Annotated in this window: 23 protein-coding genes; 10 read left to right on the top strand and 13 right to left on the bottom strand. The window is 35.4% G+C overall.

The features are described from left to right. Window positions 1–93: 93 nt before the first annotated feature. From MQX03_RS09510 to MQX03_RS09500, 3 genes are all read left to right on the top strand, one after another. The gene (locus tag MQX03_RS09510) at window positions 94–2,139 is read left to right on the top strand and encodes a prolyl oligopeptidase family serine peptidase (protein WP_242802951.1); all 2,046 of its coding nucleotides are present in this window, start codon (window positions 94–96) and stop codon (window positions 2,137–2,139) included. Window positions 2,140–2,260: 121 nt separating this feature from the next. Continuing rightward, the gene (gene scpA, locus MQX03_RS09505; RefSeq protein WP_242802727.1) at window positions 2,261–4,387 is read left to right on the top strand and encodes a methylmalonyl-CoA mutase; all 2,127 of its coding nucleotides are present in this window, start codon (window positions 2,261–2,263) and stop codon (window positions 4,385–4,387) included. Between the two features lie 119 nt (window positions 4,388–4,506). Next, entirely contained in the window at window positions 4,507–5,010 is a 504-nt protein-coding gene (locus MQX03_RS09500) for a hypothetical protein (protein ID WP_242802726.1), read from the top strand. A gap of 67 nt (window positions 5,011–5,077) precedes the next feature. On the opposite strand, the gene MQX03_RS09495 is transcribed toward MQX03_RS09500, so the two are convergent. From MQX03_RS09495 to MQX03_RS09485, 3 genes are read right to left on the bottom strand one after another with little or no spacing between them, the layout of a single operon-like run. Continuing rightward, entirely contained in the window at window positions 5,078–6,238 is a 1,161-nt protein-coding gene (locus MQX03_RS09495; RefSeq protein ID WP_242802725.1) for an FtsX-like permease family protein, read from the bottom strand. 5 nt (window positions 6,239–6,243) lie between these two features. Further along, entirely contained in the window at window positions 6,244–6,891 is a 648-nt protein-coding gene (locus tag MQX03_RS09490; RefSeq protein ID WP_242802724.1) for an ATP-binding cassette domain-containing protein, read from the bottom strand. Next, entirely contained in the window at window positions 6,884–8,326 is a 1,443-nt protein-coding gene (locus tag MQX03_RS09485) for a DUF4836 family protein (RefSeq protein ID WP_242802723.1), read from the bottom strand. The genes MQX03_RS09490 and MQX03_RS09485 overlap by 8 nt, the downstream gene beginning before the upstream one ends. 674 nt (window positions 8,327–9,000) lie before the next feature. On the opposite strand from MQX03_RS09485, the gene MQX03_RS09480 reads away from it, so the two are divergent. From MQX03_RS09480 to MQX03_RS09465, 4 genes are all read left to right on the top strand, one after another. Next, window positions 9,001–10,392 (top strand): RtcB family protein, encoded by a 1,392-nt coding sequence (locus tag MQX03_RS09480; protein ID WP_242802722.1) that lies wholly within the window; start codon window positions 9,001–9,003, stop codon window positions 10,390–10,392. Between the two features lie 92 nt (window positions 10,393–10,484). Further along, entirely contained in the window at window positions 10,485–11,183 is a 699-nt protein-coding gene (prfH, locus tag MQX03_RS09475) for a peptide chain release factor H (RefSeq protein WP_242802721.1), read from the top strand. Next, window positions 11,170–11,679, top strand: a complete 510-nt coding sequence (locus MQX03_RS09470; RefSeq protein WP_242802720.1) for a tetratricopeptide repeat protein — start codon at window positions 11,170–11,172, stop codon at window positions 11,677–11,679. Before prfH ends, MQX03_RS09470 begins: the two co-directional genes overlap by 14 nt. A gap of 25 nt (window positions 11,680–11,704) precedes the next feature. Next, a complete protein-coding gene (locus MQX03_RS09465; RefSeq protein WP_242802719.1) occupies window positions 11,705–12,703 on the top strand; it encodes an enolase C-terminal domain-like protein in 999 nt (332 codons plus the stop codon). Window positions 12,704–12,729: 26 nt separating this feature from the next. Here the strand turns inward: MQX03_RS09465 and MQX03_RS09460 are convergent, their stop codons facing one another. Then, window positions 12,730–13,017 (bottom strand): cytochrome C, encoded by a 288-nt coding sequence (locus tag MQX03_RS09460; protein ID WP_129535697.1) that lies wholly within the window; start codon window positions 13,015–13,017, stop codon window positions 12,730–12,732. A 34-nt stretch (window positions 13,018–13,051) separates the two neighbouring features. Beyond that, window positions 13,052–13,345: a c-type cytochrome gene (locus MQX03_RS09455; protein WP_129535698.1), complete on the bottom strand. Its 294-nt coding sequence runs from the start codon at window positions 13,343–13,345 to the stop codon at window positions 13,052–13,054. Between the two features lie 179 nt (window positions 13,346–13,524). On the opposite strand from MQX03_RS09455, the gene meaB reads away from it, so the two are divergent. Next, window positions 13,525–14,508: a methylmalonyl Co-A mutase-associated GTPase MeaB gene (gene meaB, locus MQX03_RS09450; RefSeq protein ID WP_242802718.1), complete on the top strand. Its 984-nt coding sequence runs from the start codon at window positions 13,525–13,527 to the stop codon at window positions 14,506–14,508. Here meaB and MQX03_RS09445 read toward each other — a convergent pair. Beyond that, window positions 14,505–15,050: a DUF4251 domain-containing protein gene (locus MQX03_RS09445; RefSeq protein ID WP_242802717.1), complete on the bottom strand. Its 546-nt coding sequence runs from the start codon at window positions 15,048–15,050 to the stop codon at window positions 14,505–14,507. The two genes, meaB and MQX03_RS09445, sit on opposite strands and share 4 nt — an antisense overlap. 107 nt (window positions 15,051–15,157) lie before the next feature. On the opposite strand from MQX03_RS09445, the gene MQX03_RS09440 reads away from it, so the two are divergent. Both MQX03_RS09440 and MQX03_RS09435 read left to right on the top strand, forming a co-directional pair. Further along, window positions 15,158–15,964, top strand: a complete 807-nt coding sequence (locus MQX03_RS09440; RefSeq protein ID WP_242802716.1) for a M48 family metallopeptidase — start codon at window positions 15,158–15,160, stop codon at window positions 15,962–15,964. 44 nt (window positions 15,965–16,008) lie between these two features. Beyond that, complete coding sequence (locus MQX03_RS09435; protein ID WP_129535701.1) at window positions 16,009–16,320, top strand: hypothetical protein; 312 nt, start codon at window positions 16,009–16,011, stop codon at window positions 16,318–16,320. Window positions 16,321–16,357: 37 nt separating this feature from the next. On the opposite strand, the gene MQX03_RS09430 is transcribed toward MQX03_RS09435, so the two are convergent. From MQX03_RS09430 to pgi, 7 genes are read right to left on the bottom strand one after another with little or no spacing between them, the layout of a single operon-like run. Next, window positions 16,358–16,996: an outer membrane beta-barrel protein gene (locus MQX03_RS09430; RefSeq protein WP_129535702.1), complete on the bottom strand. Its 639-nt coding sequence runs from the start codon at window positions 16,994–16,996 to the stop codon at window positions 16,358–16,360. Continuing rightward, a complete protein-coding gene (locus MQX03_RS09425) occupies window positions 16,980–17,795 on the bottom strand; it encodes an ABC transporter ATP-binding protein (RefSeq protein ID WP_229982849.1) in 816 nt (271 codons plus the stop codon). The genes MQX03_RS09430 and MQX03_RS09425 overlap by 17 nt, the downstream gene beginning before the upstream one ends. Next, a complete protein-coding gene (locus MQX03_RS09420; protein ID WP_242802715.1) occupies window positions 17,795–18,547 on the bottom strand; it encodes an MlaE family ABC transporter permease in 753 nt (250 codons plus the stop codon). Before MQX03_RS09420 ends, MQX03_RS09425 begins: the two co-directional genes overlap by 1 nt. Window positions 18,548–18,574: 27 nt before the next feature. Continuing rightward, the gene (locus tag MQX03_RS09415; RefSeq protein ID WP_242802714.1) at window positions 18,575–19,945 is read right to left on the bottom strand and encodes an exopolysaccharide biosynthesis polyprenyl glycosylphosphotransferase; all 1,371 of its coding nucleotides are present in this window, start codon (window positions 19,943–19,945) and stop codon (window positions 18,575–18,577) included. 40 nt (window positions 19,946–19,985) lie between these two features. Then, complete coding sequence (locus MQX03_RS09410; RefSeq protein ID WP_242802713.1) at window positions 19,986–20,615, bottom strand: 7-carboxy-7-deazaguanine synthase QueE; 630 nt, start codon at window positions 20,613–20,615, stop codon at window positions 19,986–19,988. Between the two features lie 6 nt (window positions 20,616–20,621). After that, entirely contained in the window at window positions 20,622–21,506 is an 885-nt protein-coding gene (locus MQX03_RS09405; RefSeq protein ID WP_129535705.1) for a bifunctional 5,10-methylenetetrahydrofolate dehydrogenase/5,10-methenyltetrahydrofolate cyclohydrolase, read from the bottom strand. Between the two features lie 18 nt (window positions 21,507–21,524). After that, window positions 21,525–23,165, bottom strand: coding sequence for a glucose-6-phosphate isomerase (gene pgi / locus MQX03_RS09400; protein ID WP_242802712.1), 1,641 nt, complete (start codon window positions 23,163–23,165; stop codon window positions 21,525–21,527). Window positions 23,166–23,314 lie beyond the last annotated feature (149 nt).

The following is a 23,314-nucleotide window of genomic DNA, read 5'->3' as shown; positions in this document are numbered from 1 at the left end:
TCCTTAAATTTGAGAAAATCATTCACAATGAATCTTAAACCTATCTTATTAACGGCTGGAGTTTTGTTTTCAGCAACTTTTTATTCTCAGAAAATGAATTATCCTAAAGCAGTAAAAGGAAATCAGACCGATACTTATTTTGGAACTGCTGTGGCAGATCCGTACAGAGATTTAGAAAATGACTCTGAACCTACGAAGAAATGGGTCGATGAAGAAGTTGCTTACAGTCAGAATTATTTATCAAAAATTCCTTTCAGAGAGCAAATTAAAAAGCAATTAACAGACATCTGGAATTACGAAAAAATTGGTGCACCTTTCAAGGAAGGAGATTATACGTATTATTATAAAAATAACGGACTTCAGGCGCAATCTGTATTGTACAGAACCGATAACAAAACTAAGACTACAGAAGTATTTTTAGATCCGAATAAATTTTCGGAAAAAGGAACAACTTCGCTTTCAAGCTTATCTTTCAACAAAAAAGGAAATTTAGCAGCGTATGCAATTTCAGAAGGCGGAAGCGACTGGAATAAAATCATCATCCTCGACGCTATTACCAAAAAACAAATCGACGAAACAATCGTTGATGTAAAATTCAGCGGAATTTCCTGGCAAGGCGATGAAGGTTTCTACTATTCAAGCTATGATAAGCCAAAAGAAGGAACAGTTTTGTCTGGAATGACTGATAAACATAAAGTGTTTTTTCACAAATTAGGCACAAAACAATCTGCAGATCAATTGATTTTCGGTGGAGATAAAACTCCGAGAAGATATTTGGGAGCAGGTATTTCTGAAGACCAAAGATATTTAATCATTTCTGCAGCGAACGCAACCAACGGAAATGAATTATACATTAAAGATTTAAAGAAAGGCGGTGACTTTGTTCAAATTAATAAAGGCTTTGATATCAATGTAAATTTGGTAGATACAGAAGGCGACAATCTTTTCATTTTTACGGATAAAGATGCTCCGAATATGCGTTTGGTAAAAACAACTATCCAAAACCCATCTCCCGAAACCTGGAAAGATGTTATCCCTGAAACAGAAAATGTGCTGGGAATTTCTGGTGGTGGCGGTTATTTCTTTGCAACCTATATGGTTGATGCTATTGATAAAGTAAAACAGTTTGATAAAACAGGAAAACTAATCAGAGAAATTGCTTTGCCTGGAAAAGGTAATGTCGGCGGATTTGGCGGAAAAGAAAAAGAGAAAGAAATGTACTATTCTTTCAGCAACTATATTACGCCGGGAACTACTTATAAATTCAATGCAGATACCGGAAAATCTGAGGTATATCAAAAGCCAAAAGTGAAATTCAATCCTGAAGATTATGTTTCTGAACAGGTATTTTACACATCAAAAGACGGCACAAAAGTTCCGATGATGATTAATTACAAAAAAGGAACAAAGCTGGACGGAAAAAACCCTACGATGTTATATTCTTACGGAGGTTTCAACATTAGTTTACAGCCTTCTTTCTCAGTTGTCAATGCCATCTGGATGGAAAATGGTGGAATTTATGCCGTTCCGAATATTCGTGGTGGTGGTGAATATGGTAAAAAATGGCACGATGCAGGTACTAAAATGCAAAAGAAAAATGTATTCGACGATTTTATCGCTGCAGGAGAATACCTACAAAGCAAAGGCTACACTTCAAAAGAATATATGGCACTTTCAGGAAGATCAAACGGCGGATTGTTGGTTGGTGCAACGATGACGATGCGTCCGGATTTGGCTAAAGTAGCTTTCCCAGGAGTTGGCGTTTTAGATATGCTGAGGTACAATAAATTTACTGCCGGAGCAGGTTGGTCTTACGATTACGGAACTGCCGAAGACAACAAAGAAATGTTTGATTATCTGAAATCATATTCTCCGGTTCACAATGTAAAAGCAGGAACTTGCTATCCTTCAACAATGATTATTACAAGTGATCATGATGACAGAGTGGTTCCGGCGCACTCATTTAAATTCGGCGCAGAATTGCAGGACAAACAGAAATGTGCAAACCCAATATTGGTAAGAATTGAAAAGAATGCAGGTCATGGTGCAGGAAGAGCGACCGATCAGGTAATCAGCGAAAATGCAGATTTGATTTCTTTTGCTTTGTATGAAATGGGAATTAAAAAGCTTGGAAAATAATTGAAAATTATAGAATTAAAGGGCGACTTTGCAGCATTGCAACGTCGCTTTTTTTATATGAAAATTAGGACAGATTTGTTACCGCAAAAATGCTTATTTTTAAAATCTTAAATCAGAACTCATGAGAAGGGAAATTCAAAATAAAAATCCCCAATTTATAATATCAGAAAAGCAAACTGAAATCTACCCATTTGAAAAAGATGGATTAGAACTAAAATCATCATACACAAGACAAGACGTAAAAGATGATTCTCTTACTAAGACTTCTCCGGGAATTACACCCTTTTTACGAGGTCCATACTCAACGATGTATGTTCAAAAACCCTGGACAGTTCGTCAGTATGCAGGATTTTCAACTGCAGAAGAATCTAACGCTTTTTACAGAAGAAACTTAGCGGCTGGTCAGAAAGGACTTTCCGTGGCATTCGATTTGGCGACGCACAGAGGGTATGATTCCGACCATGCAAGAGTTGTAGGTGATGTTGGTAAAGCCGGTGTTGCGATTGATTCTGTTGAGGATATGAAAATTTTGTTTAATGAAATTCCGTTAGATGAAATCTCAGTTTCCATGACGATGAATGGTGCGGTTTTGCCGATTTTGTCATTCTATATTGTCGCTGCAGAAGAACAGGGCGTTTCCCAGGATAAGCTTTCAGGAACCATTCAGAACGATATTTTGAAGGAATTTATGGTGCGAAATACATATATTTATCCGCCAACGCCTTCCATGAAAATCATTGCTGATATTTTTGAATATACTTCTAAAAATATTCCGAAATTCAATTCAATTTCAATTTCAGGGTATCACATGCAGGAAGCCGGAGCCACGCCGGTTCTCGAAATGGCTTACACTTTAGCCGATGGTTTAGAATATGTAAGAACCGGAATAAAAGCAGGAATGAACGTCGATGATTTCGCTCCAAGACTTTCATTTTTCTGGGCAATCGGAATGAATCACTTCATGGAAATTGCAAAAATGCGTGCTGCAAGATATATTTGGGCAACATTGTTGAAACAATTTAATCCACAAAATCCAAAATCTTTAGCCCTGAGAACGCATTCTCAGACTTCTGGTTGGTCTTTAACTGAACAAGAACCATTTAATAATATCACAAGAACTGCCATAGAAGCTTTATCTTCAGCTTTAGGTGGAACTCAATCTTTACACACCAATGCTTTGGATGAAGCGATTGCGCTTCCGACAGATTATTCGGCGAAAATTGCTAGAAATACGCAAATTATTCTTCAGCAGGAAAGCGGAATCTGCGATGTCGTTGACCCGATGGGTGGAAGCAATTTAGTAGAAGCTTTAACGCAGCAGATGATTGAAGAAGCGATGAAATTCATCGATGAGGTTGAAAAAGAAGGCGGAATGACGAAAGCCATTGAAGCCGGAATTCCAAAGATGAGAATTGAGGAAGCTTCCGCAATAAAACAAGCAAAAATCGATAGTGGCGAAGAATTTATCATTGGTGTCAACTCTTTTAAATCAAATTTAAAACAGATGCAATTGGAGATTTTAGATATCGACAACACAGAAGTTCGCAGAAAACAAATTGAAAGACTTGAATCTATCAGATTAAGCAGAAATTCTGAAGCGGTTGAAGAAATTTTAAATGAAATCCGTGAATCTGCAAAAACCGGAAACGGAAATCTATTGGCATTATGCATCGAAGCTGCTCGCAGAAGAGTTACTTTGGGCGAAATGAGCGATGCGATGGAAGAAACTTTCGGACGTTATAAAGCCAACATCAGAACCATACAAGGAGTTTACGCTATGAATGCAGGTAAAAACGAATACTTTGGCCAGGCACTTCAGCTTACCCAAAAATTTGAAGAAGAAGAAGGTCGCCGCCCAAGAATTATGGTGGCAAAAATGGGACAAGATGGTCACGACCGTGGTGCAAAAGTGGTAGCAACTGCCTTTGCTGATATGGGATTTGACGTTGATGTTGCTCCCTTGTTTCAAACTCCAGAAGAGGTGGCAAAACAGGCTGTAGAAAATGATATTCATATTTTGGGAGTATCTTCTTTGGCAGCTGGTCACAAAACTTTGGTTCCACAAGTCGTTGAAGAACTGAAAAAACTCGGAGCAGAAGATATTACGATTGTCGTTGGTGGAGTAATTCCGCAACAAGATTATGAATTTTTATATGCGAACGGGGCAGATTTTATTTTCGGTCCTGGTACAAACCTTCCAAAATGTGCAGTAGATATTTTGAATAGATTTTTAAACGAGACGGTGTAAAAAGAGAAAGTTTCTTTTAAAATCACCTTAGATTATTTTAAATTTAAGTTAATAAAGCCCCATCGATTTCTTTTTGCACAGCTTTTGTACTGTAGACCATAACCAAAAAATAAAATATTATGGCTTATACAGTAATTTCAGTATTTCCGGCAGATGTAAACACAGAGGAAATCAAAGCAGAATTAAAAAATCAGGGATTTAACGAATCAGATATTATTGTTTCAACATCTAAATTAGATGCCGATTCATCTGTTGATAATTATCAGGATGACGAAAAAACAAAAAGTTTCTGGGATCATGTTTTTGTAAATGATAATGAGATTTTAGCGGCTTACAGTAAAGAAAGTATTGGCAAAGTCAATCTCGTGGTCTACACTTCTAATCTTACCGAGGCGCAAAGCGCAAAAAAGGTATTAGATCAGTTTGGAGCGTTAAAGATTTATAATAAACCTTCTGTTAATCAGAGTGATTCTGAAGAAACAGCAGGCATACCGGAAGATGTTTACAATGGTATCATTGCAAAAGCAAAACATAATGTTTACTTTTTAGACAATGAAAGAGTTTCTACAACGACCAGCAAAGGTATGGGAGATACTATGGATGGTTTGGGTTCGAAAGATTAAAACATATTCACAACCAATAAAGAAAATGACCGCCAATTTTGACGGTCATTTTCTATTTAGATTTTCTTTAGATTTTCCATGACTTAATGAGCCAGCGGTAAATCAATTCTTTTACGAAAAAATAAACTAATACCGGAATTATGATGATCACCGACCAAAGGAATGGATTGATGTACGATGATAATAATCCGTTTGAAACGGTTGAGGCAGAAGCAAAATATTGTCCTACGGCAATAAGAATCAAACTTAAAATCAATACAATCACCAAATGAATGCTAAAACGTCTGCTGATATCATTCACCATTTTTCTCGGAGAATATCCCAAACTGTTTTTGATGGAAACTTCTTCCTGTTTTTCTAAAAACTGAATTTTAATAAAACTCACAATAATGTAAAGGCACAACGCAAAAATGAAAATTCCTAGCACGGCGATGGCTTTTAAAACAAGGAAAAGTTTAGACTTTATCTTTGCAGAGCGCAGACTTTCCTGATTAGATTCGTAGCCGTTTTTATTCATTTTAGAAATCAACTTTTCATCCCCGGAATCTGCTACTTGTACCAAAACCCGGTTAAAAATCTTTGGTTGTGTGGCAAGTTCTGGTTTTGTAGCTAAATTTAAAGAATCCAAAAACTTTTTAGGAATCAAAACTGAATGTATTCTGTCTGAAAGTCCGATGAGTTTTCCTTTGTAAGTTTTATTTTCTTTGTTGACTGTAATGTTCAGATTGATCTCTATTTTCTTTGCAAAATCTTCTGAAATCTGTGGCAAACCTTGGTTGAGTGCAAATCCGTAATTATAAAGATTCAAATATTCCCTTGAAATAATGATAGGAATTTCGTCACCTTTCACTTTAAACTCTTCCTCAGTTACAGGAACATCGATAGCCTTCAAATCTACACTTTCGAAATACAAATCGGTATAGAAAGGAATAAAATCACCGCCATTTGCCGAAGCTTTAAATTCGTTGGCAGAAAAGGGATAGACGTTTTTTATCTCAGTCCATTTTTTAAGTTGGGCAATATCATTTTCGTTAAAACCAAGCAACTCTTTTCTTCCGATATTGTCGGGAGTCATTTTTTTGCTGAATGTCAGCCAGTAATTTCCTTCACTGCTTTTGCTTCCAAAAAGTTTGTTTGCATTTTCATACAGCTGCAAACAAGATAACACCAAGATAAAGGCAATGAAAAGTCCGGCGTAAAGGATGATTGAATTAAAAAATTTCTTCATAATATTTAGAGATGAAGAAGTTGATATTGATGCTCGAACGGAAATTTATTCAGCTCAAAAAAGATGACTGAACTTCCGCTTTGCTTAGATACTTCGTCAATCAAATTGAACGCAATCTGCTTATTGTTGACATCCAAATGACTGAAACATTCATCATAGATCAAAAAATTCGTAGGATTGATGAGGCTTCTCACGATTGCACTTCTTTGACGCTCACCGTACGAACAGTTTTCTGCTTTTTTATTCAAGAGATTTTCAATTCCCAATTTTTTTGCATATTCTTCCATAGTAGGAATATATTTTTTTCGGTCTTCATTAAAAACTCTTAGCAGAATATTCTCAGAAATGGTCAGGTTTTTAATCAAACGAACATCCTGAAAGAGAAGACTCACCCCATTTTTTCTATTGTTGACAATCTTTTCAAGATGTAAATCTTTTACAACTTGCTGGTCATATTTGATGTTTCCCTCATACTGAAAGTGAGTTCCCAGAATAGCCGTTGCCAAAGTAGATTTTCCACTCCCTGACGGCGCTACAATCAGGTGTTTGTCACCTTTTCTGAAACGGATGTTTTTCTTCCAGATTTCAGATTGTTCGACGTTTCGGGGAGTGAAATATTTTGGAGAAATATTTTCTAAACTAATATTATCCATTCATGATTAAATAATAAAGTGCATTCTCGTCTTTCTTATCCAAAGTGAACACCGTTTTAGAAACCATATCTCCGTTATTTTCTTTAGATTCGTTCACTACATCGATGATTTTCACAGAGCTGTTTTCTTTATTGCTGTTGTAATCTTTTCCGTCTGACCAAGAATAGGCAGTGATTCCGGACTTTTTATTAAGCTTAGAATTTTTGCTTTCTTTTTTACCTTTAAACTGATAAATTGCTTTATTGTCTTCAGAGAAAATTACCTGATTGTCACCAATCACATACTTTTTACCTTCTCCTAAAGGACCTTGTAGAAATGTTGTAAGCTGAGCTTTATTTTTCGGATTAAAACCTAGTACAAAAGCATTGTTTGAACGGTAATAATCCATAGAATCTGCAGGTTGCTTAAATTCCACAAAAGCATAATCACCTGTAAATGTTGAAGTAATATCTTCTAATGTCTTGTTTGTTGATGCTAAATAATGATTGATCGTCGCCTCAAAACCAGCTTCTTTAATCAGATATTTCATAAAGTCTAAACTGAAAAATCCTAAAGAAAAAGACTTAGCTTGATCTAGGTCAACATTTTTCACCAAATCATAATTGATACTGTTTTTATCGTAATATTTCTCAACAATTTTTTTCATGTCGCTGTTGAAAAACGTTTTGGTATCCATTTCAGATGTTCCTTTGTCAAAATTAAAATCAAAACCAATTCCTGAATCTTTGATTAGCTTATTTACAGCAAGAGTTTCTATGTAACCTTTCGATGCAAAACTCGCAACAGAAGCAATATTCATCCATCCGCTGATGTCTTTATCGCTTACCAAAGATTTGTTTACCTGATCTTTTATTGCCGAATTAGCAGTTCCTTTTCTTCCCCAGAAATCTGTGAAATATTTTTCGTTCAGTTTAGAAACATTGTCCATTCCTGATGAATATGAATTGTAAGGATTGCTGTATGAATAATCGCTAGACACAACAGCCATTTTACCTTTTATGCTTCCCGTTAATTTGCTGTCAACGTAGATGTAATCTTTTTTGTCGATCGTCACTTTAGTTTTCGTAAGATCAGACATACTTTTCTGGAATTTTGCTTTATCATCAATCCAGAAAAAAGCTTTGATGTCTGGGTCGTAAGTCGATTTTCCAGGGTCTGCGATAAAGTAAAGAGGCTGATCGATGTCAATTCCCGATTCTTTCGGTTTGTTGACCAATTGCAGGAAAAATTTCTCATCGTTATTCAAATCTTTCTTCTCTTTCAGTATCTTTTCCACCGGAATTTTATCCGAAATCTTGTTGAGGTTTACACGTGAAAGTCCGAGAGTAGCATCGGTCGTATACGTCAGTATATCATTATTGTTGCCAGAACTGCAGGAAAATAATACTGCAAACGCAAATACATAGAATAGGTTTCTCATTAAATTTTTTTTCATAATTTTTTGTTTAAAAAGCAAATATACTAATTTGGAATTCACGACAATGAAATTTCATTTAAATGAGATTTATTTAAGTCAAAAACTTAAAAAAAGAAAAAATAATTTTGAGTTTCAGAAAAATTTATATCTTTGCATCTGAAAATCAAGTTCAACCAATAAAAAAACAACGAAGTAATGTTCAAATACAATCAACATACATCAGTAGGATTGCCTTTTGCAAAGGCGAGGCTTCGTGGTTTGGTACATTCTTAGAACAACAGTATAATGAAATATCAAAACCCGAAGTCGTAAGATTTCGGGTTTTTTATTGCGCAATATTTCAAACTCAAAACGTTTCCCCGAAATCATTTTTTAGGAGCTTATTGACTACGTCGAATTGTTACTTATTATTTTTTTAAGGAGCAATTTCCCGCTGTCCACTGTATCTTTTTTTGCCAACGCTTTTATCAAGCCAATGCAAAAAAGGATGCCGTTTCCATCGGGGCTAAGGATGACGCTCTGTCATTCTGAAAGTAGCGAAGCGAATTGAAGAATCTCAACATATGAAAAAGAGATTCTTCCTTCGTCAGAATGACAAAAAACAAACAACTAAGAGTTTAGTTGGTAAAAATATTTGATGCGAAAAAGTCTAACATCTCGTGTCTTATATCTAACATTTTATTAAAAAAACAATGGGAAATTTAAAACTAAAAGGAAAAGATATATTAAAATTAGGCTATCCAAACAACCAGAGCATCAACATCGCTTTGGAAGTGATGAAGAGGAATTTTGCAACCAAAAATATTCATTATGTGAAATCTCTTTTAAAGGAAATCCAGCAGAATCCTGAGAACTTCGAGAAAGATTTAACCTTCGGACAAATCGCAGAAGCTTTGCTTTCATCAAAGAAAACAGAAAAAAGAATGCTCAACACTCATCGGGCATCATTTCAGATTTTCGGGAATAACATTTCAGATGAAGCAAAAAACCAATTGTACACCGCACTGAAACTTCCAATTGCAATGCAGGGAGCTTTAATGCCAGATGCACACAGCGGTTACGGACTTCCAATCGGTGGAGTTCTCGCCGTAGAAAATGCGGTGATTCCTTACGGAGTCGGGATGGATATTGGTTGCAGAATGAGCCTCAGTATTTTGGATACACCAGTTTCATATCTAGACGGTGCAAGAGACAAATATGAAAAAGCTCTTGCTGAACATACCAAATTTGGAATGTACGAAACACACAAATCTCACGTCGAGCACGAAATTTTCGACAGAGATACGTTCGATTCAATTCCGATTTTGAGAAGATTAAAAGGAAAAGCCATCAAACAAATGGGAAGTTCCGGCGGCGGAAATCACTTTGTGGAATTCGGGGAAGTGGAGATTACGGAGGAAGATAAACAAATCAATCTTCCAAAAGGAAAATACCTCGGAATTCTTTCTCACAGTGGTTCGCGTGGATTGGGAGCTGAGATTGCTCAGTATTATTCGAGAGTGGCAACCGAACAATGTCCATTGCCAAAAGAAGCACAAAACTTTGCGTGGCTGGATTTGAACACGCATCTCGGATTAGAATATTGGACGGCGATGAATCTTGCGGGAGATTACGCTTCTGCTTGTCACGACGATATTCACAGAAGATTGGTGAAAGCAGTCGGTGGCAGATTAAAAGCAAGAATCGAAAACCACCACAACTTTGCGTGGAAAGAAATCCACCACGGAAAAGAAGTGATCGTCCACAGAAAAGGTGCAACTCCGGCCAACGAAAACGAGTTGGGAATGATTCCGGGATCAATGACGGCAAAAGGTTTCATCGTCCGCGGAAAAGGAAACCCCGATTCGCTGAACTCGGCTTCACACGGAGCTGGACGGGCTTTTTCGAGAGGCGAATGCAGAAACCGTTTTACTCAGAATGACATCAAGAAAGAATTAAAACTCAAAAATGTCACCTTGATGGGCGGAAATGCGGAAGAAGCACCAATGGCGTACAAAGACATCAACGACGTGATGAACGCACAAAGTGAATTGGTAGATATTCTCGGAACGTTTCAACCTCGAATTGTAAGGATGGATAAGTAAATACACTCTGTCATTCTGAACGTAGTGAAGAATCTCAACATTTCAAAAGAGATTCCTCCTTCGTCGGAATGACAAAAAAAATTAAAAAACAAATGGACAAAATAATACAAATCACCTCAGGAAGAGGACCTTTAGAATGTCAATGGGTAGTTGCCAAAGTGCTGAAGGTTTTCCTTGAGAAAGCAAAACAAAATAAAATCGATTACGAAATCATTCACCGTGAAAATGGCGATGAAAACCTGACTTTGAAATCTGCGACTTTACTTTTAAAAGGAAAAGAAGTCAATGAATTTCTAAAAACCTGGCTTGGAAGCATTCTTTGGATTGGAAAAAGTGCTTTCAGAAAACTGCACAAAAGAAGTAACTGGTTTATCGGGATTTTCGAATTGGAAGGTTTAGAGAAAATTGAATTTAATGAGAAAGAAATTCAGTTTCAAACGGCGAGAAGTCAGGGAAGTGGCGGGCAAAATGTGAATAAAGTAGAAACCGCAGTTCGTGCAACTTATCTGAAAACGGGACAAAGTGTTTTCGTGCAGGATTCCCGTTCGCAGTTGGAAAATAAAAAGATTTCCATCATCAGATTAAAAGAAAAAGTGATGGAATTTCATATTCAACAATTGGAAAAACAAATGCAGGAGACGTGGAACAATCACTTGAATGTTCAAAGAGGAAATCCGATCCGAACATTCTCGGGAACTGATTTTAAAAAGAATCATCAGGAAAAATCTTTCAAAAAAGAAAGAAATCAACTGAAAAACGAATTAAAAAATTACAGAAATGACCTTAACTAAAAGTAAATACTATTTCGAAGCGTTGGATAATTATCCTTACAGCTTGCCAGATTGTTTGGAAGCATTGAATTATGCGCTTTCTTACGACCCTGAAGATGCCGATTCCCTTTGTCTGATGGGAAGAATCTACAGCGAAATGCTCAACGATTATGAAAAAGCAAAACTCTATTTCGAGGAAGCGATGCTATGTGATGTCACGAATCTGAATACACCAAAATTTTACATCAAATGTCTGTTGGATAATGAAGATTTACAGGAAGCTGAAAAACTGATTAACTATTCTTTAAAAATAAAAGGAATTGATAAATCGATTTTATGGTTTTACAGAGCTCTACTTTCTGAGATGAGAGGAAGTTTTCCGAATGCATTAAAGTTTTTGACTGAAGCAGAAAAATATTGTTTCACAGCGCAAAGTCTTGATTTCATGAAGAGCCGAAAGAAATTTATAAAATCTAAAATGCCCAAGAAATCTAAAAACAAGAAGGAGACGAAATAAGTCTCCTTTTTTTGTAAATTTAATTATGGAATTACGATTTAAACTCAAAAAACTTCATTTAAAAGAAACATTCTCCATCGCTTACGGTAACTACAATCATCGCGATGCATTGCTGATTGAATTATCTCATCAAAATAGCAAAGGTTACGGCGAGTGTGTGGCGATTGATTATTATCAGATTAATCTTCAAAGTTTTGTTGTAAAATTAAAAGAAATCCAACATCATATTGAAGTTCAGAAAATCATTCATCCCAAAGAATTTTTTAAATTTTTATTAAGTTTAAATCTGCATTCCTTTTTACTCTCTGCTTTAGATTGTGCATATTGGGATCTTTTCGGAAAGTTGGAGAAAAAAAGTTTTATTGAGCTCAATCAACTTCCTTCTGAAAATTTAATGGAAAGTTCAATTACCATTTCCGTCGCAGAAATAGACCAGCAGATTCAAAAAATTGAAAAAAGTAACTGGAATAAGTTTAAAGTAAAATGTAAAGGTTTAGATAAAAACCATGTCGAAAAGCTTTTAGCAATAGACAGAAATATCGCCTTAGATTCCAATGCAAGTTTTTCTGATGAAGACTGTATTTGGCTTCAGGAAAATGTAGAGGTTCGAAAATTTTCATATTTGGAACAGCCTCGTCCAATTGATCATTATCAAATCTTAAATAAAGAAAACTTTGCAAACTGGATGGCAGACGAAGATTGCCAGAACATAGATTCGCTGAGTGAACTCATTCCATATTACAAAAGCATCAATATTAAACTGATGAAGTGCGGTGGATTGACTCCTGCTTTAGAAATGATTAAAAAAGCAAAAGAACTTAATTACAAAATCATGATTGGCTGCATGACAGAATCTACAGTTGGAATTTCTGCAGGATGTCTTCTTGCGGGGCTTGTAGATTTTGCAGATTTAGACGGTGCGACTCTCATTTCCAATGACTATGCAACCGGAAATTTTCTGGAAAATGGGAAAATTATTCTTTCAGGAAAGCTAGGTTTGGGATTGGAACTTATAAAAAATTAAAACAAAAAAGACTTTCCGAAGAAAGTCTACTTTTTATTTACTGAAATCAGATAGTCATAAACCATTTGGTGTTGCTCATCGGTTAGTTTGGCTTTTGGCGCCATTCTGCTTAGCGTTTTTATCCATCCCTGATTATCATGTTTCGCAGGATCCGGTAACTTATGACATTTATTGCAAGAGTTTTCGAAAACGGTCTGTCCTTGTGCTAACTGTTCAGATGAGGTGTATTTAGGTCCGGTTACAGCAACGCTTTTTGGTCCGCATGAAGCTAAAAAGGCTGAACCTAGAATGATACTTAAAACTACTTTTTTCATAATAATTTGTTTTTGGTGAAATTTTATCTTAACCTTACTTTTTCACTGAAACTACATAATCATAAACCCACTGATGCTGTTCGTCTGTCAGCTTTGCTTTTGGCGCCATAGAATTCATAATACCAACCCATTGCACAGAGGTGTATGCTGTAGGGTCTGGTAAGCCATGACATCTTTTGCATGAATTTTCAAAGATTGTTTTTCCCTGAGCGATTTGTTCAGCAGTACTTGTTGCAGACTTTGGAGCTTCAGCAACCGGTGTAGATTTTGGTGTACAAGATGCCAATAAAACAGAAGCAAAAGCTGCAGCAAAAAATATGTTTTTCATGAAGTTTATTTTTGATTAAAACAAAAGTAAGCAATTCTTGAAAGGCTTCGACGAATGGTATTTAATTTAGAAGCATTAAAATTAATAAGGTATTTACTCTAATTATGAGGGTTATTTTTATATTTTTGAATTACTTAAATGTAAGAGGCACATCCCACTTTAAAAACTTAATGAATTAAATGAAATTTTCTACTGAAGACTTAATAGAAGGTATAAAATCAGGTAATAAACGCCTGATTGCGAAAGCTATTACCTTAGTCGAAAGTAAAAAGGAGGAACATCGTAATCAGGCGGAAGATTTATTGAAAAAAATTATGCCTCTTACCGGAAAATCAATCCGTGTGGGAATTACGGGAGTTCCAGGAGCTGGGAAATCTACGTTTATTGAAAATTTTGGAAGATTGGCGATTTCAAATGGTAAAAAAGTCGCTGTTTTAGCAATTGACCCAAGTTCTGCCATCAACAAAGGAAGTATTTTGGGTGATAAAACCAGAATGGAAGAACTCGCAAAAGAAGAAAATGCATTCATCCGACCTTCCCCGAGTTCCGGATTTTTGGGTGGAGTTGCCAATACGACTTTCGAAACGATGATGATCTGCGAAGCTGCAGGTTATGATTATATTTTAATTGAAACTGTTGGAGTAGGTCAATCTGAGGTTTTGGTTGCAGATATTACCGATGTCTTTTTATTTTTAAAAATTATCGGTGGTGGAGATGAGCTTCAGGGCATCAAACGTGGAATTATGGAAATGGTTGACGTTATTTTCATTAATAAAGTGGAAGAAAGCAATCTTCAAAAAGCTAAGAATACAAGGCTTGAACTAAAACGTGCTTTAGATTTTCTCCCATCCAAAGAAAAAGATTGGAAAGTTCCTGTCTTGCTGGGTTCTGCTTTATACAATGAAGGTTTGCCAGATGTTTTCCAGAAAATCAATGAGTTTATAGATTTAAAAAAGAAAACAGAACGGTTTGATTTGGTACGAAAAGAACAATCTGAAAAACGTTTTGAATATTGGGTTCAGGAATATATTTTAAATATGATGAAGCGGAATGAATCACTTGAAGAAGCCTACATTCAGCATAAAAAAAATGCTTCAGCGTTGGTTTCAAATCCAAGTACCGAAGCAAAATTATTTGTTGAGAAATTTCTTAAGAAAGATTAGAGTTTTTCCTTTTCTTTTGAGACTTCATTTTCAGAAATATATCCATCATAAGAAATTGGCTGTCTGTCATTACTTCTGATTGATGTTAATGCTCTTCCGTTTTTATAAATTTCAATGTTGATATCAGAAACATTTCTCACATCATTCGGTTTGATTTTGTAAACCCAATTTCCTTTTTTAGTCTGACTTTTGGTTACGGCATAATCTTTTGATGTAAATCTGTAACTATTATCAGATGAACCGTATGTTGATGTAAACGCTCTACCGAAATAAGGAAGCGTAACTTCCATCACTCCTTTTTTTATTTCTATTCCATAGTTGTTACCAGAGATTTGAAATGTACGAAGCTGAAGTGCATTCGGAATTGAATTGACAACATTGATAACGTCATAATTCATAGGATTTGCTTTTTCAGCATGAAAAGTAAACTCGTCTGAACCTACTAAATTGTTTATTATTTGAGGGTCAACCTTTTGAGCAGAACAGCTTTGAAAAGTAAATGCTAAAAGAAAAATTGAGATTATTTTGAGATATTTTTTCATGATACTATATTAATTAGTAAATTTAAATAGCAAAATCTATGCAAATCTATCCTCGGTTTTATTTTTGGAATAGAAATTGTAAGGTTGAACTTATAATATGCACAGCAATGAAAATTAAACATCTTTTAGGAATAGGAGCAACAGCAGTAGCCGTTGTAGCTTGTACAACAAACCCAATGACAGGAAGGAAGTCATTGCAGATTGGAACACTAAATCCTCAAATAACTTCCACTGCTGTACAGCAATATCAACAGACTTTAAAAGAGTCTAAAGTTATTACTGGGTCACAAGCTCAGATGGTAAAGAATGTGGGACAAAGAATTAAATCAGCAGCAGAAAAATATTATTCTAGCATTGGAAGAGGTTCAGATTTAGCAAATTATCAGTGGGAATTTAATCTTCTTCAGGATAATCAGGTGAATGCTTGGTGTATGCCAGGTGGTAAAGTTGCGGTTTATACCGGAATTCTACCGATAACAAAGGATCAGACAGGTCTTGCTGTGGTTATGGGACACGAGGTATCACATGCTTTGGCTGGCCATGGAAATGAAAGAATTTCGCAAGCGATGGTAGCACAATATGGTGGAGCTATTTTAGGAAGTACAATAAGTAACGCACAGCTAGCAGGCATATTTGAAAAGGCTTACCCTATCGGTTCTCAGGTAGCTTTGCTGAAATATGGAAGAACTCAGGAATCTGAAGCTGATGAAATGGGTTTAAATCTGATGGCAATCGCAGGATATGATCCAAGAGAGGCTATTCCTTTTTGGAACAGAATGGAGGCTAGTTCTTCAGGCGCAAGACAACCAGAATTTTTGTCTACTCACCCAAGTCCGGGAACCAGAATTGCAGATATTCAAAAAGATTTACCCAAAGCATTAGAATATTATAAGGCTGCAGGAGGGAAAATTTAATTTAGATTTTCTCACTCATTATTAACCAACAAAACACAACGCATATGAAAGGTATTTCAATAACAGGACTTATACTTTTAGCAGTATCGGCATTACTCTTTTATCTCACAACTGATTTTACTGTTAATAAAATTGAGATTTCCCACGTGATGGGTGTAATGGCGGGAATTGGTATTGGTCTCATCATCGGTGGAATGATTGGTTATGTGAGCAAAGGTTCAGCGATTAAAGCAGAACAGCAAAGAAAAGAATTTAAGCAACTTCAGAAAGATAAAGAAGAATTAGAAAAACAAGCTGCAATCATCGCACAGCGTGAATCGGAACTTGAAAGGCAAAATAAAAATCCTCAAATTTAATTTGAGGATTTTTTATGACTATTTGTTTTATTTAAATTTAGAATTTATACCCTACACCTAATAAAAATAAACTTGATCTGTTATCGTAATCAATTTCTTGGTTTGACCCTGCAACATTGTTGATGAATTTTCTCTGATCTTTTGAGAATGCACCTTCATATCTTGCTGAAAGAATGATCTTTTTGATTTCACTTTGTACACCTAGTTGGTAACCTACTGTAAATTCTTTAGCATCCACTTTCTGTACGAAGTTATCAAAATCATCGCTTTTCGCTAAATTAAAACTTCCAACGGGTCCTGCGTAAGCACTCAAGAGATTCCCTAATACATTTACCCCAACCAAAACAGGAATATCTACTCTGCTGTTTTTAGCTTTAATAGTAGTTTGAGCTGAATTTACATCATTTTGTACAGTAACTTCATTGCTGAAATTGGTATAATAAATTTCCGGCATTAAGTATAAAGCTGTTGGTAAATCGATTTTTAAAGATAAACCAACATTAAAGCCGGTAATGTTTTTTCCTTTTTGTTCCACAGTATTTGAGGCTGCAGTTTTAAAATTTTTCCAAGAAGCAGAGCTTGTTGGGATTGCTACATTAGCTTTGGCTGCCAACGAAATCTGCGCTGAAGCAAAAACTGAAAAGCCTATCAATGCGGCACTAATTAATTTTTTCATTGTCGTCTATTTTTGTAATAGTATTTTCAATTGTTTTATTGTTCTCCAAAAGATATTCTCTCAATTCCTTGAATAACTCTGATGAATAAACGAAATCTATCAGATTTTTATTGCCTGCAGTAATAAGAATGTCTTTATTGCCTTCCCATTCTTTGATTCCTAATCTCAGATACACAATTTTTTCGCCAATCGTCATCACAGAGTTCATATCGTGTGTATTTATAATTGTTGTAGTGTTGTATTCTTTGGTGATTTCAAGTAGTAAATCGTCAATTACATTAGATGTATAAGGATCTAGCCCAGAATTGGGTTCATCACAAAAAAGATATTTCGGGTGGTTTACAATGGCTCTTGCAATCGCCACACGTTTCTGCATACCTCCGGATATTTCAGATGGAAACTTCCTGTTGGCCTTATCTAAATGTACTCTTCCGATTACTTCAAAAACCCTTCTTTTCTTTTCTCTGAAAGTAAGGTTTGTAAACATATCTAAAGGAAACATGATGTTTTCTTCCACAGTCAATGAATCAAACAATGCGCTTCCCTGAAAAAGGGTTCCGATTTCAGATCGTAAATGTTGTTTTTCTTCACGGTTCATAACATTGATGTCTCTTCCGTCAAATAAAATTTCTCCTGATGAGGGCTGATAAACATTCAATAAACTTTTTAGGAAAACTGTTTTACCAGATCCACTCTGCCCGATAATAAGGTTTGTTTTTCCTTTTTCGAAATTGGTTGAAATTCCTTTAAGCACTTCAACATCACCAAAACTCTTTTTAAGATTTTTTACCTCAATCATCAGCTTAATATTAATTGTGTTAAAATTAATTCGGAAATAATGATGAAAACCATTGTCCAAACCACAGCTTGCGTACTTGCTCTACCTACTTCCAATGAGCCTCCTTTTACGAAATATCCGAAATAAGAAGGAACTGTTGCTATGACAAATGCAAAAACTATGGTCTTGGCAAAAGCATAATAAATGAAAAGATTGGGCATATACATTTGGATACCCGTAATATAATCTGCGGTTGTCCAATTTCCTGTTAGAATTCCTGCAATATATCCACCACAAATACCACAAACAATACTTATTGCAATCAAAATGGGATTAAAAATAAGACAAGCGATAATCTTCGGTAAGATTAGGAAATTTGGAGAGTTTACGCCCATGATATCCAATGCATCAATCTGCTCAGAAACCCTCATCGTACCAATTGTTGATGCGATATATGATCCTACTTTTCCTGCGAGAATCAAACTGATAATCGTGGGTGCAAACTCAAGAACTAATACTGCTTTGGTTGCATACCCTACAAATGAAGTCGGAATTGGAAATGAAGATGCATCAAAATTATTAAACATCTGAATAGATACCACGGCTCCGACAAATATCGACGTGAAAGTAACCAACCCGAAAGAGTTGACTCCCAGATCATTGATTTCTCTCATAAAAAGCTTCCAGAAAACTCTCATTTTCTGAGGCTTCTGAAGAGATTTACCGATAAGAATCATATATTCTCCTATGGCTGTAAAAAACTTTTTAAACATTCTGCTAAATTAGACTATTTTATTTATTTACTTGGCGTTTTTATCGCCTCCTACAACCAATACAATGGTTTTTAAAATGATTACCAAATCAAGCACAAAACTCCAGTTTCTTACGTAAAAAGTATCGGCAAGTATTCTTTTATTCATCTCCACTTCTACGTTTCCGGAGTCTCCGCGGAAACCGCTTACCTGTGCTAAACCTGTAATTCCAGGGCTCGCCAGACTTCTCAATGTGTATCTCCCTATTTTAGGCTTATAATAATTATCAACTGCTAACATGTGAGGTCTTGGACCAACAATAGACATTTCGCCTTTTAAAACATTAATAAACTGAGGCATTTCGTCTAAACTTGTCTTTCTCAAAAACTTTCCGATTTTTGTTATTCTCGAGTCGTTGTCACTGGTAGTTTTTGTAGTAGATTCATCGTTCACAATCATTGTTCTGAATTTAATACAACTAAAAACCTCTTCGTGAAAGCCGTATCTTTTTTGAACAAAAAAAACAGGGCCTTTTGAGTTTCTTTTAATTAAAATGGCAATTATTGGAAACAACCATGAACAAATCAAAACTAAGACCAATGTAGAAAACACAATATCAAATGTTCTTTTTAGAAAGAAATTTGAATAATAATCTAAAGGATATTTTGCTTGATTTAAAACAGGTTGTGTCTCAATATATCCCAAATCATAATAGAAAAAGTTGCTCTTTGAAATATTGGGAACCAGTGACACGTGAACTTTGTGTTCTTCGGCTAATTTAAACAATCTCTTCTCTAAATCTTTGTCAAGAGCACTGTCTGTCGGTATGAAAAGTGTATGGATTCCGTTGGTTTTCCAGAATTCTATTAATTCATTAAAAGAAAGATTAGAAGAATTATAACTGAAAATTTTGTATCCGTAGTCCTTTCTGTCTTTCAAAATGTCTTTTAAAACATCAGTAGAGCTATTCTCACCCAAAAACATAATATTTCTATGATTAATCCCAACTGAACGTAAATACTTTATAATGAAAAATATTATTGATCTTAAAAAGAAAATAAAGAAAAATAAATATAAAGTAAGCCAGTAAATGTCAGAATTGAAAAAAAGATTGTTGCTGACCTTGCCAATCAATAAAATTCCTATAGTAAAGATCACAAAATGACTGAACAATCGCTCAAGAAACAAAGTATAAGTAAGGTTTCTGGGGATATTATAAATTCCTGTTCTACCACTCAAAAGCATCCAGAATAAGAATAATAATGCCAAAGAAAAACTGTTTTGATACCATGTTTCTTCGTGATTTCTCAAACCCTCATTTCGGCTTATAAAAAAGAATATAAACACAGATGCAATAACCGAAAGGTCAAGCAAGACAATAATCGATTTTAGATATCTAGAGTATCGAATTCTTTGCATCTAATGAAATTTAGGATACGAAAAGCTAATTTATGGAATTTTACGGAATATTTAAATATTTATGCGTCTGAACCGATGCCTGCCAACGTGGATTTGCAAGAATAAAGTCGGTGATTTTAGGATAAATTTCTTCACGCTTACTCCATTCGCTTTGCAGATATAATTTACAGTTTTCCGAAACTTTTGCAGCCTGCTCTTCGGCAAATTTTAAATCATTATTATTAAAAACAATTACTTTTAATTCGTGAGCTTTCTGATAAATTTCTTCTTTTGGCAATCCTGTTTTCTTTGGTGAAAGGGTAATCCAATCCAATTGTCCGCTCATAGGATAAGCTCCGGAAGTTTCAATGTGAACGGTACATCCCAACTCCTTTAATTTTCCTGTCAAAATATCTAAATTCCACATCAAAGGTTCGCCACCTGTTAAAACTACAATTTTACAATGTTTTGCTGCAGTTTCTGCAATTTCCTCAGCATTCATTAAAGGGTGAAGGCTGGGATCCCAGCTTTCTTTCACGTCACACCAATGACAGCCGACATCGCAACCGCCCAATCTGATGAAATAAGCTGCTTTTCCCGTGTGTGCACCTTCTCCCTGAATAGTGTAAAAATGCTCCATCACCGGGAGCATTTTACCTTCTTTTAATAATATATCTTCTACTAAATCCATTTCAAATTAGTCGTTGTAGACTGAAGTTTTGTAGGCAATGATGGTGTTTTTCATCAACATTGCTCTTGTCATAGGACCCACTCCTCCGGGAACAGGCGTAATCCAGCTTGCTTTTGCTGCACAACTGTCGAAATCAACGTCACCAGCCAAATAATATCCTTTTGGAGAGTCGTCGTCTACTCTTGTAATACCTACATCAACGATTACTGCTCCGTCTTTGATCATTTCACCTTTTAAGAAGTGAGGATCGCCTAAAGCGGTAATAACGATGTCTGCTTTTTTTGTATATTCTTCAATATCTTTAGTGTAAGAATGCGTAAGTGTCACCGTAGAATTTCCAGGGAAATCTTTTCTTCCCATCAAGATACTCATCGGTCTTCCTACAATCTTGCTTCTTCCAATAATGACACAGTCTTTACCTTTTGTTTCGATATTGTATCTTTCCAATAATGTTAAAATCCCGAAAGGCGTTGCAGGTAAGAAAGTATCCATTTCCAAAGCCATTTTTCCGAAATTAGTAGGGTGGAAGCCGTCAACATCTTTCCTTGGATCAATAGCATTGATGATTTTCTCCTGATCAACCTGATCGGGTAAAGGTAACTGAACAATAAAACCGTCTACAGATTTATCTTTATTGAGTTCCTCGATTTTTTCCAATAATTCAGACTCAGAAACTGTGCTTGAAAATTTGATTAAGCTTGATTGAAAACCAACTTCTTCACAATCTTTTACTTTAGCATTTACATAAGCCTTGCTCGCTCCGTTGTTTCCTACAAGAATTGCTACCAAATGTGGGGCTCTTCTTTTGCTCGCAAGGATTTTATCAACTTCAACCTTGATCTCTGCTTTTATTTCTTTGGATACTTTTAATCCGTCAAGAATTTCTGCCATTTTACTTTTATTAGATTTTTACTTATTTCTTTTATAATAATTAATCAACCCATTTGTTGAAGAATCATGAGAGCTAATTGCATTGCTACTTTCAAGTTCTGGCAAAATTTTGTTTGCTAAAACTTTTCCTAATTCAACTCCAAATTGGTCAAAACTGAAAATATTCCAAATCACACCTTGTACAAAAATTTTATGTTCATACATTGCAATCAATTGTCCTAGTGAAAATGGAGTTAATTCCTTGAACATGATTGAGTTAGTAGGGGTGTTTCCTTGGAAGATTTTATAATTTAACAAGAAATCAATTTCTTCATCAGACTTTCCGGCAGCTTTTAATTCTTCTTCAACTTCTTCTTCAGTTTTTCCGAAGGCAAGTGCCTCAGTCTGAGCGAAAAAGTTAGCTAAAAGTTTATCCTGATGATCAGAAACTTTGTTTGGACTTTTCGCATAGGCGATAAAATCAGCAGGAATCAATTCTGTTCCTTGGTGAATCAATTGATAGAAAGCGTGTTGTCCGTTTGTACCTGGCTCTCCCCAAATGATTGGCCCGGTTTCGTATTCTACAAACTCACCGTTTCTGTCAACACATTTTCCGTTACTTTCCATATCTCCCTGTTGAAGATAGGCTGCAAATCTGTCTAAATACTGAGAGTAAGGAAGAATTGCATACGTTGTTGCCGCATAGAAATTACGATACCAAATTCCCATTAATCCCATCAAAACAGGAATGTTTTCAGAAAAATCTGCTGTCTGGAAATGTTGATCTGTATCAGATGCTCCTTTTAATAATTGTTCAAAGTTTTCATATCCAACTGAAAGAACAATGCTTAAGCCAATCGCACTCCAAAGTGAATATCTTCCGCCAACCCAATCCCAGAATTCAAAGATGTTTTCTTCTGCGATTCCGAAGTCTTTCACCGCCTGAACGTTAGTGGATAATGCCACAAAGTGTTTTGCTACATCTTCCTGCTTTCCTGCTTTTAAGAACCAGTCTTTTGCTGAATTTGCATTTGTCATTGTCTCCTGAGTCGTAAAAGTCTTGGAAGCAATGATGAATAAAGTTGTTTCAGGATTTAAATTCTTCACCACTTCAGCGATATGATTCCCGTCTACGTTTGAAACGAAATGAACATCCAATCTTGTTTTAAAATGCTTTAAAGCCGAAACTACCATCACTGGTCCCAAATCTGAACCTCCGATTCCTATATTCACAACATCTGTGATTTCTTTTCCGCTGAAACCTTTGTGATTTCCTGAAATAACGTTTTCAGAAAAAGATTTCATGTGATCCAAAACTCTTTTGATTTGAGGTTTGATATTTTCACCATCAACCAATATTTCCTTATCAGAAAAATCTCTCAAAGCTGTATGCAGAACTGCTCTTCCTTCTGTTTCGTTAATTTTATCTCCCGAAAACATCTTAGAAATCGCATCTTTTAACTGACATTCTTCTGCAAGATTTAATAATAATTCTTTCGTTCTTGCATCAATTAAGTTTTTAGAATAATCGAATAGAAAATTGTCTTTTTTAATAGAATACTCTTCAAAACGGTTCGGATTGTATTGAAAAAGGCTTCTCAGTTCAAAGTCATTGTTTCCGAAATGTTCGTCAAGTGCTTTCCAGCTATTGGTTTGTGTAGGATTTATTTTTGATAACATATATTTCTTAGGGACTTAGATTATTAATTCTAGAAATTAATTTTGGATTAAAAATTTCTAAAAAGGGTATCATTAAATTTCTAATTTGCAAATTTAAGGAAAAATAAAACCTCAGATGAATTTGAGCGTTATAAATAACAATTTTTTAA

Source organism: Chryseobacterium aahli, assembly GCF_022699665.1.
GTDB classification, from domain to species: Bacteria; Bacteroidota; Bacteroidia; order Flavobacteriales; family Weeksellaceae; genus Chryseobacterium; species Chryseobacterium aahli.
This window is presented reverse-complemented; position numbering and strand designations above follow the sequence as displayed.

Excerpts from the sequence above, each read along its gene's own strand:
- prfH (WP_242802721.1), top strand. The coding sequence starts at position 10,485 with ATGGACAAAATAATACAAATCACCTCAGGAAGAGGACCTTTAGAATGT.
- MQX03_RS09455 (WP_129535698.1), bottom strand. The coding sequence starts at position 13,345 with ATGAAAAACATATTTTTTGCTGCAGCTTTTGCTTCTGTTTTATTGGCA.
- MQX03_RS09435 (WP_129535701.1), top strand. The coding sequence starts at position 16,009 with ATGAAAGGTATTTCAATAACAGGACTTATACTTTTAGCAGTATCGGCA.
- MQX03_RS09430 (WP_129535702.1), bottom strand. The coding sequence starts at position 16,996 with ATGAAAAAATTAATTAGTGCCGCATTGATAGGCTTTTCAGTTTTTGCT.
- MQX03_RS09420 (WP_242802715.1), bottom strand. The coding sequence starts at position 18,547 with ATGTTTAAAAAGTTTTTTACAGCCATAGGAGAATATATGATTCTTATC.
- MQX03_RS09415 (WP_242802714.1), bottom strand. The coding sequence starts at position 19,945 with ATGCAAAGAATTCGATACTCTAGATATCTAAAATCGATTATTGTCTTG.
- MQX03_RS09490 (WP_242802724.1), bottom strand. The coding sequence starts at position 6,891 with ATGGATAATATTAGTTTAGAAAATATTTCTCCAAAATATTTCACTCCC.
- MQX03_RS09405 (WP_129535705.1), bottom strand. The coding sequence starts at position 21,506 with ATGGCAGAAATTCTTGACGGATTAAAAGTATCCAAAGAAATAAAAGCA.
- MQX03_RS09495 (WP_242802725.1), bottom strand. The coding sequence starts at position 6,238 with ATGAAGAAATTTTTTAATTCAATCATCCTTTACGCCGGACTTTTCATT.
- meaB (WP_242802718.1), top strand. The coding sequence starts at position 13,525 with ATGAAATTTTCTACTGAAGACTTAATAGAAGGTATAAAATCAGGTAAT.
- pgi (WP_242802712.1), bottom strand. The coding sequence starts at position 23,165 with ATGTTATCAAAAATAAATCCTACACAAACCAATAGCTGGAAAGCACTT.
- MQX03_RS09500 (WP_242802726.1), top strand. The coding sequence starts at position 4,507 with ATGGCTTATACAGTAATTTCAGTATTTCCGGCAGATGTAAACACAGAG.
- MQX03_RS09510 (WP_242802951.1), top strand. The coding sequence starts at position 94 with ATGAATTATCCTAAAGCAGTAAAAGGAAATCAGACCGATACTTATTTT.
- MQX03_RS09480 (WP_242802722.1), top strand. The coding sequence starts at position 9,001 with ATGGGAAATTTAAAACTAAAAGGAAAAGATATATTAAAATTAGGCTAT.
- MQX03_RS09470 (WP_242802720.1), top strand. The coding sequence starts at position 11,170 with ATGACCTTAACTAAAAGTAAATACTATTTCGAAGCGTTGGATAATTAT.
- MQX03_RS09445 (WP_242802717.1), bottom strand. The coding sequence starts at position 15,050 with ATGAAAAAATATCTCAAAATAATCTCAATTTTTCTTTTAGCATTTACT.
- MQX03_RS09465 (WP_242802719.1), top strand. The coding sequence starts at position 11,705 with ATGGAATTACGATTTAAACTCAAAAAACTTCATTTAAAAGAAACATTC.
- MQX03_RS09440 (WP_242802716.1), top strand. The coding sequence starts at position 15,158 with ATGAAAATTAAACATCTTTTAGGAATAGGAGCAACAGCAGTAGCCGTT.
- MQX03_RS09460 (WP_129535697.1), bottom strand. The coding sequence starts at position 13,017 with ATGAAAAAAGTAGTTTTAAGTATCATTCTAGGTTCAGCCTTTTTAGCT.
- scpA (WP_242802727.1), top strand. The coding sequence starts at position 2,261 with ATGAGAAGGGAAATTCAAAATAAAAATCCCCAATTTATAATATCAGAA.
- MQX03_RS09410 (WP_242802713.1), bottom strand. The coding sequence starts at position 20,615 with ATGGATTTAGTAGAAGATATATTATTAAAAGAAGGTAAAATGCTCCCG.
- MQX03_RS09485 (WP_242802723.1), bottom strand. The coding sequence starts at position 8,326 with ATGAAAAAAAATTTAATGAGAAACCTATTCTATGTATTTGCGTTTGCA.
- MQX03_RS09425 (WP_229982849.1), bottom strand. The coding sequence starts at position 17,795 with ATGATTGAGGTAAAAAATCTTAAAAAGAGTTTTGGTGATGTTGAAGTG.